This is a genomic window from Paraburkholderia sp. BL17N1 (assembly GCF_003634175.1).
GTDB lineage: Bacteria > Pseudomonadota > Gammaproteobacteria > Burkholderiales > Burkholderiaceae > Paraburkholderia.
In genome coordinates this window covers 1,627,412-1,644,054 of sequence record NZ_RBIW01000002.1, presented here as the reverse complement: position 1 = coordinate 1,644,054, position 16,643 = coordinate 1,627,412, and the positions used below count along the sequence as shown (strand labels likewise).

The following is a 16,643-nucleotide window of genomic DNA, read 5'->3' as shown; positions in this document are numbered from 1 at the left end:
GCTTCTCCTGATCTTCGATTTTATGACGAGCCAGGATTATATTCTCTTGCAAAAATCCACATTTAGACTAATATCATTTTCAAGTACAAATTAGGACTTACCCACTCATGGCTCACGCTGCCCGCGCCACCCAATCCGAAGCGCCGATTCGTCGGCCGGTTTCGGAACCCACGCTAACGGAAATGTCCGCGGCGGGTCTACGTGCGTTCTTCAACATTGCGCGCGACTGGGACCTGAGCGCGGAAGAACAGATCGTGCTGCTCGGTTCGCCGGGCCGCTCGACCTATTTCAAATGGAAGGCCACGCCTGAAACGGCCCGCCTCGGGCGCGACACGCTCGAACGCCTATCGCTGCTGCTCGGCATCTACAAGGCACTGCAAATCCTGCTGCCGCAAGCCAGTGCCGCCGACACCTGGATCAAACGCCCCAACAGCGCGCCGCCGTTCGGCGGCCGCCGCGCGCTAGACCGCATGCTGGCGGGCAACATCAGCGACCTCGTGGCCGTGCGCCAGTACCTCGACGCAATGCGAGGCGGCTGGGCGTGACACAACCGCATTGGCAGGACCGCTGGCGCACGGCGCCGCTCGATTGGTCGCCCGCGTATCGCGTGATTCCGACGCGCTTTCCGGCCGTCAATCTGTTCGACCGGGTTGCCTCGCCGGAAGATTTCGACGCGCTGTACGCGCTCGAAGCAATGACCAACGACCGCCTGCGCACCGAAGTCGGCGAACTCGAACTGGTGCCGCGCGAAGAGCGCCGCTTCGGGCCGGGCTACGGGTCGATCATGGCCGCGTTGACGCATCTGAATCCGCTCGGCAGCCGTTTCTCGGACGGCACGTACGGCGTGTTCTATTGCGCCCGCTCACGCGCCACCGCCATCGCCGAAACGCGTTATCACACGGGGAAATTTCTGGAAGCGACGGCCGAGCCGCCCATGCGCCAGCAGATGCGGCTCTACACCGTCGTCGCGCAAGGCAACGTGGTGGACATTCGCGACGACACCTCGGTGGATCTCGCGGTGCTGTCCCCGGATGACTACCTGGCCGGACAGTCGCTCGGCCGAACCGTCCGCGAGGCGGGTGCGCCGGGTATCGTGTACCCGTCGGTGCGCGATGACGGCGGCGAATGCCTCGCTGCGTTCAAGACCACGCTGCTACGCGACTGCCATCACGCGGCGTATTTGGAATACAACTGGAACGGCGCGACTGTGGATATGGTGTTCGAACTCAGCCAGGTCGGCTGATCGCGCGGCGTGAATGGTCGATGCGTGGCCGATTCGTGGCTGATTCGTGGCCAATGCGTGGCTGATGCGCGACCGGAGCGCGGCCGGCGTGTGGCCCATGTGCGGCCAATACGTGGCCAACGTGTGGGCCGGCGCGCGCCGCCCGCCGTCAAGGCAGCGCCAGCGCCGCCGCGCCTTCCGCGCGGGCCTCTTCGGTCGAGACGGACCAGCGCCGCAACGCGAGCGGCTCCACGATCGTGAGCTTGCCGCCCGGTCCGAACGCACCGGTGTCGATGAACAGCTGCGAGCCGACCTGCTTGATGTCGCGCATCGGCGTGTGGCCGCAATAAGTCAGCGAGAGTCCGCGCTGCCGCTGCGGATCGCCATTGCCCAACGCCAGGTCGCGGCCCCACAGCAATCGCTGGCGGGTTTCTTCGGAGAAATTGCCCGCGTCGAGCTCCGCGTCCGAACCGAAAAATTCGGCATGCAGAACATTAAAGCGCTCCTTGCCGCTGCCGACCACGCGCACAAGCGGCAACCCGCGCAAGATCTCGGCGTAATGCTGCAAGCGTTCGTTGGACAATTGCGCCGCCCAGATGCCGCCGATTCCATACCACCATTGACGCCGCAAGCGTCCGTCGGCCACGGCGCACAGGGTGTCTTCGTGATTGCCGAGCACAGCGAAAAACCAGGGTTTGTCGAGCAGCGCCAAAGCCAGTTCGGAATGCTCGCCGCGGTCCACCAGATCACCGACCGAAAACAACCGGTCCCGCGCCGGATCGAACGTGATCACGCGCAGCAGGTAGCGCAATGCATCGACGCAGCCATGCAGATCGCCTACCACGAAGTCGCGGCCGCTCTGGTTCGCGGCGTGATGCTGGACGGAATTGACGAGTACGGAAGCCATGGTTTCATGATAATGCGGCATCCGCGATACGTATGCGCGCTGCCCATCGTTTCCTGGCGCCGCAGCGGCCTGAAATGACGCAAATCAACGCCAAAGCGACGCGTTTCCGGCAGACTTTACCGGAAACACCCGTTCGCGTGGTCACTATTGCTGAGTTCGCAATTTGCCGATTTGATCGGCCGTCACGGTGGACTGCGGATTGCCGAAATGCCTGGTCACATAGTTGGTGATGGCGGCCACCTGTTCATCACTGAGTTGATTGGCGAATGCGGGCATCAGCACGTCGGCCTGTTTCGTCGTACGAGTGACGCCGTGCAGAATCACCATCGCCAGATTGTTGGAGTCGCTCGCGCCCACAGCCGAGTTGTGAATCAACGACGGATACGCCCCCGGCGCGCTCGCGCCCACGCCTTGGCCGGTCCAGCCATGGCAGCTCGCGCAATTGGCGACGAACAGTTGCGCACCGTTCACGGCGTGGACAGCGGTGCCGCGCAGCGCCGTCACGTCGTCGGCGGGATTGCCCCACTGGTCGCGCGGGCGCGATTCGCCGCCGCTGATCGGCGGCACCGCGCGCAGATACGCGACGATCGAGCCGAGATCTTCACGCGTCAGATATTGCGTGCTGTCGGTCACCACTTCGGCCATCGGACCGGCTGCATTGGCGCGGCCCGGCGCCGCACCGGTCGACAGATACGACATCAGCTCGTCGTCGCTCCAGTTGCCCACGCCGCTGTTCTTGTCGGACGTGATGTTGTACGCGTGCCAGCCGGCCTGCACTGCGCCGGCGAAACGCGCGCTCGACTTCAAACCCTGAGTGAAATTGCGCGGCGTATGGCATTCCTCGCAATGCGCAAGCCCTTGCACCAGATACGCGCCGCGATTCCATTCGGCGCTTTGCCGGGGATCGGGCACGAAACGGCCCTCGGTGAAATTGAACAGGTTCCAGAACACCATCAGCCAGCGTTGATTGAACGGGAAATTCAGGCTGTTGCCGGGCGGCGTGTAGTGGATCGGCGTGAGCGTGTTCAAATACGCGCGAATAGCCAGCACGTCCTGCTCGGTGACCTTGGTGTACTCCGCATATGGGAAGGCCGGATACAGGCGCTCGCCGCCTTTGCCGATGCCCTCGTGCATGGCGCGCAGAAAATCGGCGTCGGTCCATTGACCGATGCCTGTGTCCGGATCGGGCGTGATATTCGGCGTCACGATAGTGCCGAACGGCGTGTTGATCGGCAGGCCGCCCGCGAAAGGCCGCGCTTTGTCCGCGGTATGGCACGCCATGCAATCGCCGGCGCGCGCGAGGTATTCGCCGCGCTTGACCAGGTCGCTGCCGGCCGCCGTCACCGGCAAGGCCGCGCCGCTGGCCGCTTGCGCGGCGTCGTCGGCGCGGGCCTGGGTGATTGGCAGTTCATCGTTGCGCTGTGTGCCGGGACCGTGTGCCTCATACCAGGCGACGTACAGCGCGAACAGCGAAAAAATCGCGGCCAGCGTCGCGACCCGGAGATGGCGGCGGCGGGCCTTCTGCGCCAGCGCCTCGAGCCGCTGCGCGCGAGAGGTGTTCTTCGTCATTGTGGCTCTCCGTTCACGCTCAGATTTCATGCTTGAGCTTGTCGGCCAGCTTCAACGACAAAGCCGCGATCGTCAGTGTGCAATTCACCGACGCCGCGGTCGGCATCACGCCGCTGCTGGCGATGAACAGATTGGAGTGGTCGTGCGTGCGGCAGTCCGCATCGACGACCGAATCCGCCGGATCGCTACCCATGATCGTGGTGCCCATGATGTGATTGTTCGGCGCGAAGGTGTCGTCGAAAGTGACCTCGGCGCCGCCGAACAGCGCGGCGATCTGCGCATACAGTTCGTGCGTGTTGGCCGCGCTTTTCTTCACGTAGTCGTTGATCGAGTAATAGATTTCCGGCTGCGGAATGCCGAGCGAATCCTTGTGATCCGCCGACGGCACCACGCGGTTCTGCGGCTCCGCCAGATGCTCATGGAAGCTGTTGATATTCAGCGTGCGTGCCGCGCGGTCGCGTATCTGCCGGTCGAGTTCGGCGCCGGTCAGACCTTGCTTGAGCAGCGCGGCGGTCACGCTCATCGTGGGCACGCCGTTCGAGAGATGCAGCTTCTTCGCGGCGTAGTCCGAGCGAAACGCGCCATCGCGAAAGTTGACGATCGAGGTCATCTCCATCGGTCCGCGTCCGGGCCACAGCGGTTCATTGGCCAGGAACGTGACGCCCGTGCCCGGATGGTCCATCAGGTTGCGGCCCACCTGGTCGGAACTGTTGCCGACGCCGTGCGGAAACTTATCGGACGTCGACATCAGCATCAGCTTCGGCGTTTCGATGCCGTTCGCGGCGAGCACGAACAGTTTGCCGGTCACGCGCGTGCTGTTGCCGTTCGGGTCCTTGTAGTGGACCGCCGTGATCAGACCTTTGTTGTCCGCTTCGACGCGATACACCACCGCTTCGGGAATCAGTTTCGCGCCGGCCTGTTCGGCTTTCTCCGCATGCAAGACGCCGTTGTACATCGCGGCAATCGGGCAGATCGGCATGCAGTTGTTATTGCCGCAGCAGGTGGGCCGCGCATCGTACGGACGGCTGTTGCGCGCCACCGGCTCGGGCACAACCTTGAAGCCTTGCGCATTGAGCACGTCGCTGAAACGCTGATCCATGTACGAGAGCGGAAGCGGGTTCATCGGATACGGCTTCGAGCGCGGCGAGCCGAGATCGATCGAATTGCCGGGGCCCGACACGCCGAGTTGCACTTCAGCGGCCGAATACCAGGGCTCCAGCGTTTCGTACGGATACGGCCAGTCGCGTCCCACGCCATACAGCTTGTGCAACTGAAAGTCCGAGGGTAAAAGCCGCCAGGCGGCCGCGGCCCAGTGCCAGGTCGTGCCGCCTACCAGCCGCAGATACTGCGAGCTATACGGATAGTCGCCTTTCTGGATCAGATAGTTGTTGGCAGGCGCGTACTCGGGGTGCGGCGCGTAAGGCGTGGATGGATACGGCGTTGCGAAGTCCGATTTGACCGGCGAGTTGCGGAAGTTCTCGACGATCTGCCAACGCGGAATGCGTGGCCCGGCTTCGAGCAGAATCACCGACGCGCCGGCCAGCGCCATCTGATGCGCGACCAGTCCGCCCGCCACGCCCGAACCGACCACGACGATGTCGGCGGAATTTGAGTTTGCCATTGTTGCCCTCTTGCAGGCTTGCTGTGCTGCCTGTTGTGCTGCCTGTTTGTGCTTGCTGTATTCACGTACCTGCGTCGGACGATTCAATCAAGCGATGCGGCACGCGCGAGAGGAAGGTCTCCTTAAGCGCTCAGCGGTTTCTTCGTCCAGTAGAACGGCACGTCCCGGCAATAGGACGGAATCGTGAGCACGTCCTTGACGGGCTCGAACATCAAGGCTTTTTCATAAGCGACCACGTCCACATGCGGCATGTCGCCGACGAGGCCGAGATACCACGCGCGCATGATCGCGCTCACGGTTTTGGCGAGCGCCGGCTGGTCGACTTGCAAAGCCTGCGTCACGGTATCGGACGGGACGCCGCCATGGCCCTGCAGCCATGTGTTGAGCGCGCCGACGTTCTGCGTGAACTGACTGTCGGATTTGACGAGGGCATCGTAGACGCGTTTGCCGAGCGAGGCATCGAAGCCCGTGCGGCCGGTGAGGCGCTGCGAGAGTGCGAGGAAAGCGTCGAGGCCGCCGCCTGCGGGCGTGTCCGCAAACGCCGGCGTGATCCATGAAAGCGAGCGGCCGGCGCCGGCAAACGCGAGCGCCGCGGCCGCCGCGCATGCGCCGAGCACCCACGCTCTGCGCGAGGCGGAAACCGATGCTGACGGCGACAACTCTGCTGGATGCGTCGCTTCGTGGCGCGCATCATTGTTCTTGGGTACATCTGTCATGGAGACTCCAGATGGTGAGTGATTCTCAACGTGCCTCGCGACCGTGGCGTGCTGCCATTCGCGCGTGGCGTCGATCTCTACCCCAAACCTGGTCTAAGCGCCGCTTGAGCGGTCTTTTATGAGCCCGCGCATACCCAGTGCGAACTGGAGCGACGCGGTGCTGATGACATTCGCATGAAACTGTCTGCATGGCATGACATGCCCAGCAAAAAAACCGGGCCGCCTGCCAATCGCCTTTCAACTGAAAGCGGCGCGCAAGGGCGTTGCGAAAGACTATAGCCTGTGACCCGTCCATTCGACAAATGATGGACCCGGCGCGGGTAGAATCCGCGACACTGAGAGCACGACACCCCTACATTCCATGCTCACCAAATACTACCCACAGGTTCTTCGCAATCGACCGCGCATGCTGGTCGGTCTTGCGCTCGGCATTATCGCCGCGGGGCTCCTGCCCGCGCATACACGTGCGATGGTCCGCGTGCTGGCCGGCTGGGACGCAGCGGTCTGGAGTTATCTGGCGATGATCTGGGTGCACATGGCCGTCGCCGACGAAGGCCGCGTGCGCGAGTTCGCCCGTCGCGACGACGAGAACGCCGGCGTGGTGCTGATCGTGATCTGTATGGCGACCATCGCGAGTATTGCCGCCATCGTGATGGAACTGGCCTCGGTCAAGGGGACGGCAGGCGCTTCCACAGTTTGGCACTACGTGCTGACCGGGCTCACGCTGTTCGGCGCATGGTTCCTGATCCCGACCATCTTCACGCTGCACTATGCGCGGCTTTACTACGATCTCGAAGCAAAGGAAACGCCGCTACTGTTTCCCGACAAGGCGCTCCAGCCGGACTATTGGGATTTTCTGTATTTTTCGTTCACTATCGCCGTCGCCTCGCAAACGTCGGACGTGGCGTTGCGCTCGCGTTCGTTCCGCCGCGCGGCGCTCGCGCAATCCGTCCTGTCGTTCTACTTCAACGTGGCTGTGCTGGGCTTGTGCGTGAACATCGCGGCGGGTTTGCTCGGCTCGTAATACTGCCGACACAACGCGAACTCGCGAACACCCCTCCTCTATGAAGCTCCGCTTTTTGCGGTCATCGCCCCGCCTCTGACGCGTCACGTGTAAATCCCGGACCGCGGTCGCCCGTTTTACACGCGGCGGCCGTCCATTCGACGTCTGTTGGCGCCTCGCGCCTTTTTTGCGCCTCCTTCGGAAGCTTACTGCGAAGCGTACGCTCCCCTCTCCATCACTCCCGTTCGAGCCGCACTGGCACAGCGTTTGCTGCGTCTCCCGAAGCGATCTGGCCGGCCCGCGCAATCGACGCCTGGCGTCAAAGCACCCTTTACTGGCCAGCGGCGTGACGATCTTTGCACTACATTGACCAGTACGCGCCTTCGCTTGATGCATCGCGCGGTATTCGGCTCTGGAAGCCCAATGAGCGCTGTGATCGCATGCCAACTGCATCCACACCGCAGCAGGACGAATCTGGAAACCACCGATGGAACCTCGAAACGGGTACGCGCCGCGGATTTACTTTTTTCATTCACTTCTGGTTGGGCCGCTCGATGCTTGGCCAGCGCAGTTCGCGCACGCAGCCGCGCTCGGCTTCGATCACGCGCTGATCGGCAGCCTCTTCGAGCCTGGACAGGCCGGCCACGGACAGGTGGTCGGCAACCACGCCCGCCTGCATCCCGTATTCGAAACCCAACAGCAATCGGCCACGGAGGCGATTCGCACGCTAGCGAACGCGGCAAAGCAGAATGGCCTGACCTTGTTGGTCGATCTGGTGATCGACCGGATGGCCGCGGACGGCACTCTGTACGCCGAACATGCCGACTGGTTCCACCCCTTCGAATCTGAAGAGGCGCGGCTCGATCCGCGCCATGTGCATCGCGAGGACAACGTCGCGTATGCGAACTTCAACGAGGCGGGCAGCAGTGCCGCACTGGTCGGCTGGTGGACGCAGCAACTGCTGGCGCTCGCCGAGGCCGGCGTGGGCGGGTTCCGCTTCGATTCGCCGCATCGCGTGCCGGCCGCCGTCTGGCGGCAATTGGGCGCCGCCGCCCGCGCGCAGCATCCTGAGGTGCGTTTTCTCGCCGCCACGCCTGGCCTGGCGCGTGACGATCTGCTCGGCCTGCAAGGCGCCGGCTTCGACAGCGTGTTCTCGTCGGTGCGCTGGTGGGACTTCCGCGCGAGCTGGATGGTCGAGGAGCATGCCGCGCTCGCGCGCATCGCCGCGCCGATCGGCTTTCCGGAAGCGCCGTACGGCACTCGTCTCGCCGCCGAACTGACCGATGTGCACGACGCCGCCATCGTCGAGCGGGCTTACCGGCGCGCGCTGTTTACCTCGGCGTCGATCGGCACGGGCTGGATGATGCCGATGGGTTTCGAGTACGGTATCGCCGAGCCCATGTCGCAAACACGCGGTGACGCGGCGCAGTTCGCCCGTGCCGCCCAGGCGAAAAAGTTCGATCTCACTGAAGCCATCACGCATGTGAACCTGGTGGCGAGTAAATCGAAAACGCTGCACGCCAACGGTGAGTTGCGCCCGCTCAGCGGACCCGGCGCACCGGCGGCGATATTGCTGCGCGCCGACCAGCCCGACTTGCGCCATGCCGACGAAGCCATCCTGATCGCGATCAATCCCGAACTCGGCGCGCCGGTACGCGTCGATCCCGCGCGCTTCCTTGCGGGCGTGCCCGGCAACTTCACGCGCTTCGTGCCGCTCGACGCGCCCGCCAACGCCTCACCCGCCACCCTCACGCCATTCACACTTGCACCTGGCGCGGTCCGTCTGTTCCGCGCGGTCACGGAGAAGCCGATCCGCCTCGCGCCGCCCATCGACAAACCGAACAGCAAGCGCAGCGGCCGCAAGACCGTACTCGAGGCGCTGAGCGCGCCGCGCGTGGCCATTGAGAGCGTGACGCCCTCGGTCGACAACGGCCGCTTCGCGGCCAAGCGCAGCGTGGGCGAACGCGCGGAAATCACCGCCGCGATCTTCGCCGAAGGTCACGACAAGATCGCCGCCGCCGTGATCTGGCGCGCCGCCGACGAAACCGCCTGGCACGAAGTGCTGATGGAACCGGCCCAACCCGCCGGCCTCGATATCTGGAAAGCGCGCATCCCGCTCGAACGCATGGGCCGTCACGAATTCACCGTGATCGCATGGCGCGACGACTTCGCTTCACTGGTCGAGCACGTGCAGAAGAAGCTGAAGGCGGGACAAACCGTCGAACTCGAACTCGACGAAGCGTCGCATCTTTTCGCGCTGGTGCTCGCCGAGGTCGAAACTTCGGAAGGGGCGCTCATCGAACCGCTCGAACATATCGTCAAGCTGTTCACCAAGGCCGATGCGGAAACAAAGCTCGCGCTGCTGCTCTCGCCGACCACGGCAAAAGCGATGACCGCCGCGCGCCACCGGCCATTCCTGAGCCGCGATCCGGTCATCTACAAGATCGACGCTGACCGCACCGCCGCGCGCTTCGCAAGCTGGTACGAAATCTTCCCGCGCTCGATGAGTGACGACGAATCGCGCCACGGCACCTTCGCCGACGTCACGGCCAAACTGCCGCGCATTCGCGATATGGGCTTCGACGTGCTGTATTTCCCGCCGATCCACCCGATCGGCGTGGCGAATCGCAAAGGCCGTAACAATACGCTGACGGCGCAGCCGGGCGACGTCGGCAGCCCGTATGCGATCGGCGGGGCGGAAGGCGGCCATACGGCCGTGCATCCGCAACTCGGCACGCTCGACGACTTCAAGGCGATGCTCGCCGCCGCGCACGAGCACGGCCTGGAAATCGCGCTCGATTTCGCGGTGCAATGTTCGCCGGATCATCCGTGGCTGAAGGAGCATCCGACGTGGTTCGCGTGGCGCCCCGACGGCACGCTGCGCTATGCGGAGAATCCGCCGAAGAAGTATCAGGACATCGTCAATCCCGACTTCTATGCGCACGACGCCAAGCCCGATTTGTGGCTCGCGCTGCGCGATGTCTTCCTGTTCTGGATCGAAGCGGGCGTGCACATTTTCCGCATCGACAATCCGCACACCAAGCCGCTACCGTTCTGGGAGTGGGTAATCGCCGATGTACGGGCACGCTATCCCGACACGATCTTTCTCGCCGAAGCCTTCACGCGCCCGCGCATGATGAACCGGCTCGGCAAGATCGGTTTCTCGCAGTCATACACGTACTTCACGTGGCGGGAATCCAAGCGCGATTTCATCGAGTACATGACTGAGCTCACGCAAACAGGCGCGCGTGATTCGTACCGGCCGAACTTCTTCGTCAATACGCCGGATATCAACCCGCGGCATTTGCAATCGCAGGGACGCACGGGCTTTCTGATTCGCGCCGCACTCGCTTCCACACTGGCCGGTTTGTGGGGCGTGTATAGTGGTTTCGAGCTATGCGAGGCCGCCGCACTGCCGAACAGCGAGGAATATCTCGACTCCGAGAAGTACCAGTTGCGCGCGTGGGACTGGAACCGGCCCGGCAATATCGTCCCCGAGATTACGGCGCTGAACCGGATTCGCCGCGCGAACCCGGCGCTGCAAACGCATCTCGGCCTGACATTCCTGCCCGCGCATAACGACCACATCCTGTTCTTCGAAAAGGCAACCGAAGCGCGCGACAACGTGATCCTCGTCGCAATCAATCTCGACCCGTTCAACGAACAGGGCGCGGATATCGAATTGTCGTGGGAGACTTTCCAGAAATGGAATCTGCACGATCATGGCCCGCTGGAAGTCACCGACCAGATGACCGGCGCCCGCTTCGAATGGCACGGCCGCTGGCAGCACGTTCAGCTCGGGTCGGGCCAGCCGTTCTCGATCTGGCGCATCGCGCCGCTCGGCGGCCTGCCCGCCGACCGGCCCGATGAAGCCGACAGCGACTATCACGCAGACGCTGGCAACCCAACCTCAACGGAAGGTGCGACATGAAGCGTGACGACCCAGCTCAAACCACGACACAGTCACCGGTGGGCAATGCCCCCGGCAACACGGCCAGGCCGCGCACCAATCGGCGCGGCAAGCCCGCCGCCTTGAGCGACGATCCGCTCTGGTACAAAGACGCGATCATCTATCAGGTGCACATCAAGTCGTTCTTCGACGCGAATAACGACGGCGTGGGCGATTTTCCCGGCCTGATCGCGAAGCTCGACTACATTGCCGAACTCGGTGTGAACGCGATCTGGCTGCTGCCGTTCTATCCGTCGCCGCGACGCGACGACGGCTATGACATCGCCGATTATCGCAACGTGCACCCCGACTACGGTCAGATCGCCGACGTGAAGCGCTTCATTCAGGAAGCGCACGCACGCGGTATTCGTGTGATTACCGAGTTGGTCATCAACCATACGTCGGATCAGCATCCGTGGTTTCAGCGCGCGCGCCGCGCGAAGCCGGGCTCGAACCACCGCAACTACTACGTGTGGTCCGACACGGATCAGAAGTATCAGGAAACGCGGATCATCTTTATCGACTCGGAGCCGTCCAACTGGACGCACGATCCGGTGGCGGGCGCGTACTACTGGCATCGTTTTTACTCGCATCAGCCCGATCTGAATTTCGACAATCCGGCCGTGCTGAAGGAAGTGCTGCAGGTCATGCGCTTCTGGCTCGATATGGGCATCGACGGGTTGCGGCTCGACGCGGTGCCGTATCTCGTGGAGCGTGAAGGCACGAACAACGAGAACCTGCCGGAAACCCACGCCATCCTGAAGAAGATCCGCGCCACCATCGACGCCGAGTATCCGAACCGGATGCTGCTAGCCGAAGCGAACCAGTGGCCGGAAGACGTGAAGGAATATTTCGGCGACGAAGACGAATGCCACATGGCGTTCCACTTCCCGCTGATGCCGCGCATCTACATGTCGATTGCGAGCGAGGACCGCTTCCCGATCACCGACATCATGCGGCAAACGCCGGACCTCGCCGCAACGAACCAGTGGGCGATTTTCCTGCGCAATCACGACGAGCTGACGCTGGAAATGGTCACGGATTCCGAGCGCGACTATTTGTGGAACACCTACGCGAGCGATCGCCGCGCCCGTTTGAATCTCGGCATTCGCCGCCGCCTCGCGCCGTTGATGGAGCGCGACCGCCGCCGTATCGAACTGATCAATTCGCTGCTGCTTTCCATGCCCGGCACACCCGTGATCTATTACGGCGACGAACTCGGCATGGGCGACAACATCCACCTGGGCGACCGCGACGGCGTGCGTACGCCGATGCAGTGGTCATCCGATCGCAACGGCGGATTTTCACGCGCCGACCCTGAGCAACTGGTGCTGCCGCCGGTCATGGGCTCGCTATACGGTTTCGACGCGGTGAACGTGGAGGCGCAGAGCCGCGACCCGCATTCGCTGCTGAACTGGACCCGGCGCATGCTCGCCACGCGCCGCGCGAAGCAGACTTTCGGGCGCGGCACGATCCGCTTCCTGAAGCCGGAAAACCGCAAGATTCTCGCGTATCTGCGTGAAATGCCAGGCGAACCGCCGATCCTGTGCGTGGCAAATCTCTCGCGCGCGCCGCAAGCGGTTGAGCTCGATCTGTCCGAGTTCAACGGTTCGGTGCCGATCGAAATGACCGCGGACTCTGTGTTCCCGGCCATCGGCCAATTGACTTATCTGCTGACGTTTCCGCCGTACGGCTTCTTGTGGTTCATGCTGTGCCCCGGCGGCCAGCGTCCGACGTGGGCACAGGCTCATTCGGAATCGCTGCCGGAATTCGTCACGATCGTGATCCGCGAAGGCCAGGTCGGTCCGACGCCGGAAAACGTACGTCTGCTCGAATCGGAAGTGCTGCCTTCGTGGCTGAGCCGGCGCCGCTGGTTTGCGTCGAAGGATCAAAAGCTCAATGCGGTGCGGCTCGCGGCATTGACCACGATTCCGCACGGCGGCTTCGCCTTTACCGAAATCGAAGCGGACGTGGGCGGTCACACCGAGCGCTACGTGGTGCCGATCGCCATCACGTGGGGCGGCGAAACCACTTTCCCGTTGTTCAAGCAACTGGCCTTCGCACGCGTGCGGCGCGGCCGCAACGTGGGGCATCTGACGGATGCCTTCGCCTTGCCGATCTTCGCGCATGGCGTGATGCGTAAATTGCGCGAACGCGCCGTCGTGCCCACCGTGCAGAAGAGCGAAATCAAGTTCCTGCCGACCGAGCGTTTCGCCGAACTCGAAGGACTCGGCGAACGGCCGGAGATCCGCTGGCTCGCCGCTGAGCAGAGCAACAGTTCGCTGATCATCGCCGACGCAGTCGTGCTGAAGCTGGTGCGTCGTCTCGTGAGCGGCATTCATCCGGAAGCCGAAATCAGCCGCTACCTCACGCAATTGGGTTACGCGAATACCGCACCGCTGTATGGCGAAGTGGTGCGCGTCGATCCCGAAGGCGTGCCGCACACGCTTTGTATCCTGCAAGGCTATATCGAGAATCAGGGCGACGCGTGGAACTGGTCGCTCGATTATCTGCGCCGCTCGGTGGACGAACTCGCTATCGCCGTCGATACCGAAGCGCAATCGGCGCCGGACCGCACCAACGAATCAATTCTGCTGGAAGGCTACAGCGCGTTGGCCGGCACTATCGGCAGGCGGCTGGGCGAACTGCACGTAGCGCTCGCCTCGCCGACGGACGACCCGGCGTTCGCGCCGGAAGCGGCCGGCGCGGAGCAGGTGAAGGCGTGGGTGGACGGCACGCAAGCCATGCTCGCCAGCGCGCTCGACCTGCTCGCGCCGCGCATCGAGCAGATGAGCGATCCGGAAACCAAGGCGCTGGCGCAAAGTCTGATTGACCGGCGCAAAGAACTGGTGGCCGCCGTCGACAAGCTGGTTTCCGCCGACGCGGGCGCGCTGCGCATTCGCATTCACGGCGACTTCCACCTCGGCCAGGTACTGGTCGCGCAGGGCGACGCATTCCTGATCGACTTCGAAGGCGAGCCGGCACGCTCGCTTGAAGAACGTCGTCAGAAATCGAGCCCGCTGCGTGACGTGGCCGGCTTGATGCGTTCGCTGTCGTATGCGAGCGCGGCGGCGCAGTCCACCACGGAGGCCGCGCCGCAACAGACCGCCGATCGCAAGCGCGCGCTGTTCGATCGTTTCCGCGCGCATGCCACCGAAACGTTCCTCAGCGAGTATCGCGCGGCTGCCGCGCAAGCGTCGACGCCGCTCGTCGCGCCCGAAGCCGAACAGGCCTTGCTCGATCTGTTCCTGATCGAAAAAGCCGCCTACGAAATCCGTTACGAAGCGGCCAACCGTCCGACGTGGCTCAGTTTGCCGGTACGCGGCCTTGCCGCGCTCACCAGCCGATTGCTCGGCGACACCGGGGCGCCCAGCCACCATTCATCAACCCAGGCGCCAGGCGCCGCCACACCGCCTAATCCGGCCGAGGGCGACTATGAGTGAGCATGATCCGGCCGTAGGCCTCCAACCGCTCGAGATCGACGCGCTCGTCGAAGCGCGCCACCCCGATCCTTTCTCGCAACTCGGGATGCATCAGACCCACGCCGGCCCCGTGGTACGCGCGCTGTTGCCGAACGCCGCGCATGTCAGCGTGATTGCGCGTGCCGACGGTGCGCTGCTCGGCGAACTCGAGCAAGTGCGGCCGGGGCTGTTTGCCGGCCGCGTCACGACTGCGGCGCCGTACCGTTTGCGAATCGACTGGCATGGCGTGGTGCAGGAAATCGAGGACACGTATTCGTTCGGCCCGGTTCTCGGCGACGAGCCGCTTGGCCGGCTCGCCGGTGGCGATCCCTATGCGGTGCTTGAATGTCTCGGCGCTCGCCCGATGGAAGTCGACGGCGTGCCGGGCGTGCGCTTCGCCGTATGGGCGCCGAACGCACGGCGCGTTTCGGTGGTGGGCGACTTCAATGCGTGGGACGGCCGGCGTCACCCGATGCGGCTGCGGCATCAGGCCGGCGTGTGGGAATTGTTCGTGCCGCGTGTCGGGCCGGGTACGCGCTACAAATACGAGCTGCTCTCGCGCGATGGTCATCCGTTACCTCTGAAGGCCGATCCTTGCGCGATGCAAACGGAGAAGCCGCCGGGCACCGCATCCATCGTCGCGCACGTCGACGAAATCGAGCAGTTTCCGTGGACCGATCACGAATGGATCCAGTCGCGCGCCGGCAAGCAGACGCCGCGCTCGCCGATCTCGATCTACGAAGCACATGCCGAGTCCTGGCTGCGCGTCGCGGAACAAGGTCAGCGCGGGCTCGATTGGGATGAACTCGCGGAGCGCATGATCCCGTACGTGAAAAGCATGGGTTTTACGCACGTGGAGTTCATGCCGATTGCCGAGCACCCGTTCGGCGGCTCGTGGGGTTATCAGCCGCTCGGGCAGTTCGCGCCGTCGGCGCGCTTCGGCAAGCCCGAACAGTTCGCGAGGTTCGTCGACAAAGCGCACGAAGCCGGACTCGGCGTGATTCTCGATTGGGTGCCGGCGCACTTTCCGAACGACGCTCATGGTCTGATCGACTTCGACGGCACGCCGCTCTACGAGCATGCGGACCCGCGCGAAGGCTATCACCAGGACTGGAACACGATGATCTACAACCTCGGCCGCAACGAGGTGAGCGCGTTCCTGGTCGCTTCGGGGTTGGCGTGGCTGAAGCGCTATCACGTCGACGGTCTGCGCGTGGACGCGGTCGCGTCGATGTTGTATCGCGACTATTCGCGCGCCGCCGGCGAGTGGGTGCCGAATATTTACGGCGGCCGCGAAAACCTCGAATCGATTGCGTTCCTGAAGCGCCTGAATCACGAAGTCGGCTACGTGCCAGGCGCGCCGGGTGCGATCACGATCGCCGAGGAATCGACCGCATGGCCGGGCGTCACGGCGCGTGTCGAAGACGGTGGTCTCGGCTTCCAGTTCAAGTGGAACATGGGCTGGATGCACGATACGCTGCACTACATGGAGGAAGATCCGGTCTACCGCCAATACCATCACCACATGCTGACGTTCGGGATGGTGTACGCGTACTCGGAGCGCTTCGTGCTGCCGCTCTCGCACGACGAAGTGGTGCACGGCAAGGGCTCGCTGCTCGGCAAGATGCCCGGCGACAGGTGGCAGAAGTTCGCCAACCTGCGCGCGTATTTCGGCTTCATGTGGACGCATCCCGGCAAGAAGCTGCTATTCATGGGCGGCGAATTCGGCCAGTTGGCGGAGTTCGACCACGATACGTCGCCGCATTGGCATCTGCTCGACGATCCGAACCACCACGGCGTGCAAAAGCTGGTGCGCGACCTGAACCGGCTGTATAGCGAAGAGCCCGCGCTGTATCTGCTCGATTGCGAGCCGGGCGGCTTCGAGTGGCTGATCGGCGACGACAGCGGCAACAGCGTGTTCGCCTATCGCCGCACCGATGGCGCCGGCCGCGAACTGGTCGTAGTCTGCAATATGACGCCGGTGCCGCGTGTGGGTTACCGGATCGGCATGCCGCGCGGCGGACGCTGGTCGGAAGTGCTCAATACGGACGCCGGCGTGTATGGCGGGTCGAACATGGGCAACGGCGGCCTGATCCATACCGACGAACAGTCGAGCCATGGCTGGCCGCATTCCGCTTCGCTAACGCTGCCGCCGCTTGCAACGATCGTATTGCGCGCGGACTAAAGAAGGACGA

The 16,643-nt window shown here is 63.6% G+C and carries 10 protein-coding genes; 6 read left to right on the top strand and 4 right to left on the bottom strand.

From position 1 onward, the window contains the following. Positions 1 to 107: 107 nt before the first annotated feature. Both B0G82_RS27275 and B0G82_RS27270 read left to right on the top strand, forming a co-directional pair. On the top strand, positions 108 to 545 hold the full coding sequence (locus B0G82_RS27275) for an MbcA/ParS/Xre antitoxin family protein (protein WP_116147055.1): 438 nt from the start codon (positions 108 to 110) through the stop codon (positions 543 to 545). Continuing rightward, positions 542 to 1,243 carry an RES family NAD+ phosphorylase gene (locus B0G82_RS27270; protein ID WP_121309655.1) on the top strand — a complete coding sequence of 234 codons (702 nt, stop codon included), beginning with the start codon at positions 542 to 544 and terminating at the stop codon, positions 1,241 to 1,243. The genes B0G82_RS27275 and B0G82_RS27270 overlap by 4 nt, the downstream gene beginning before the upstream one ends. A 148-nt stretch (positions 1,244 to 1,391) precedes the next feature. On the opposite strand, the gene B0G82_RS27265 is transcribed toward B0G82_RS27270, so the two are convergent. The 4 genes from B0G82_RS27265 to B0G82_RS27250 all read right to left on the bottom strand — a co-directional run bounded on the left by B0G82_RS27265 (position 1,392) and on the right by B0G82_RS27250 (position 6,035). After that, positions 1,392 to 2,129 carry a metallophosphoesterase gene (locus tag B0G82_RS27265; RefSeq protein WP_181916854.1) on the bottom strand — a complete coding sequence of 246 codons (738 nt, stop codon included), beginning with the start codon at positions 2,127 to 2,129 and terminating at the stop codon, positions 1,392 to 1,394. A gap of 144 nt (positions 2,130 to 2,273) precedes the next feature. Beyond that, entirely contained in the window at positions 2,274 to 3,698 is a 1,425-nt protein-coding gene (locus tag B0G82_RS27260; RefSeq protein ID WP_121309654.1) for a cytochrome c, read from the bottom strand. A 19-nt stretch (positions 3,699 to 3,717) separates the two neighbouring features. Continuing rightward, positions 3,718 to 5,319, bottom strand: a complete 1,602-nt coding sequence (locus B0G82_RS27255; RefSeq protein WP_121309653.1) for a GMC family oxidoreductase — start codon at positions 5,317 to 5,319, stop codon at positions 3,718 to 3,720. Between the two features lie 122 nt (positions 5,320 to 5,441). Continuing rightward, positions 5,442 to 6,035 (bottom strand): sugar dehydrogenase complex small subunit, encoded by a 594-nt coding sequence (locus B0G82_RS27250; RefSeq protein WP_199730171.1) that lies wholly within the window; start codon positions 6,033 to 6,035, stop codon positions 5,442 to 5,444. Between the two features lie 361 nt (positions 6,036 to 6,396). Between B0G82_RS27250 and B0G82_RS27245 the strand changes: the two genes are divergently transcribed. The 4 genes from B0G82_RS27245 (at position 6,397) to glgB (ending at position 16,633) form a co-directional block, all read left to right on the top strand. Further along, positions 6,397 to 7,059, top strand: coding sequence for a DUF1345 domain-containing protein (locus tag B0G82_RS27245; RefSeq protein ID WP_116147045.1), 663 nt, complete (start codon positions 6,397 to 6,399; stop codon positions 7,057 to 7,059). Between the two features lie 466 nt (positions 7,060 to 7,525). After that, complete coding sequence (locus tag B0G82_RS27240; protein ID WP_121309652.1) at positions 7,526 to 10,969, top strand: alpha-1,4-glucan--maltose-1-phosphate maltosyltransferase; 3,444 nt, start codon at positions 7,526 to 7,528, stop codon at positions 10,967 to 10,969. Then, the gene (treS, locus tag B0G82_RS27235) at positions 10,966 to 14,430 is read left to right on the top strand and encodes a maltose alpha-D-glucosyltransferase (RefSeq protein WP_121309651.1); all 3,465 of its coding nucleotides are present in this window, start codon (positions 10,966 to 10,968) and stop codon (positions 14,428 to 14,430) included. The genes B0G82_RS27240 and treS overlap by 4 nt, the downstream gene beginning before the upstream one ends. After that, entirely contained in the window at positions 14,423 to 16,633 is a 2,211-nt protein-coding gene (glgB, locus tag B0G82_RS27230; RefSeq protein ID WP_121309650.1) for a 1,4-alpha-glucan branching protein GlgB, read from the top strand. The genes treS and glgB overlap by 8 nt, the downstream gene beginning before the upstream one ends. The last annotated feature ends 10 nt before the right edge of the window (positions 16,634 to 16,643 follow it).

What these genes read in the sequence shown, in the direction of transcription:
- B0G82_RS27245 (WP_116147045.1), top strand. Translation starts at nt 6,397, where the DNA reads ATGCTCACCAAATACTACCCACAGGTTCTTCGCAATCGACCGCGCATG.
- B0G82_RS27255 (WP_121309653.1), bottom strand. Translation starts at nt 5,319, where the DNA reads ATGGCAAACTCAAATTCCGCCGACATCGTCGTGGTCGGTTCGGGCGTG.
- glgB (WP_121309650.1), top strand. Translation starts at nt 14,423, where the DNA reads ATGAGTGAGCATGATCCGGCCGTAGGCCTCCAACCGCTCGAGATCGAC.
- treS (WP_121309651.1), top strand. Translation starts at nt 10,966, where the DNA reads ATGAAGCGTGACGACCCAGCTCAAACCACGACACAGTCACCGGTGGGC.
- B0G82_RS27265 (WP_181916854.1), bottom strand. Translation starts at nt 2,129, where the DNA reads ATGGCTTCCGTACTCGTCAATTCCGTCCAGCATCACGCCGCGAACCAG.
- B0G82_RS27250 (WP_199730171.1), bottom strand. Translation starts at nt 6,035, where the DNA reads ATGACAGATGTACCCAAGAACAATGATGCGCGCCACGAAGCGACGCAT.
- B0G82_RS27240 (WP_121309652.1), top strand. Translation starts at nt 7,526, where the DNA reads ATGGAACCTCGAAACGGGTACGCGCCGCGGATTTACTTTTTTCATTCA.
- B0G82_RS27275 (WP_116147055.1), top strand. Translation starts at nt 108, where the DNA reads ATGGCTCACGCTGCCCGCGCCACCCAATCCGAAGCGCCGATTCGTCGG.
- B0G82_RS27260 (WP_121309654.1), bottom strand. Translation starts at nt 3,698, where the DNA reads ATGACGAAGAACACCTCTCGCGCGCAGCGGCTCGAGGCGCTGGCGCAG.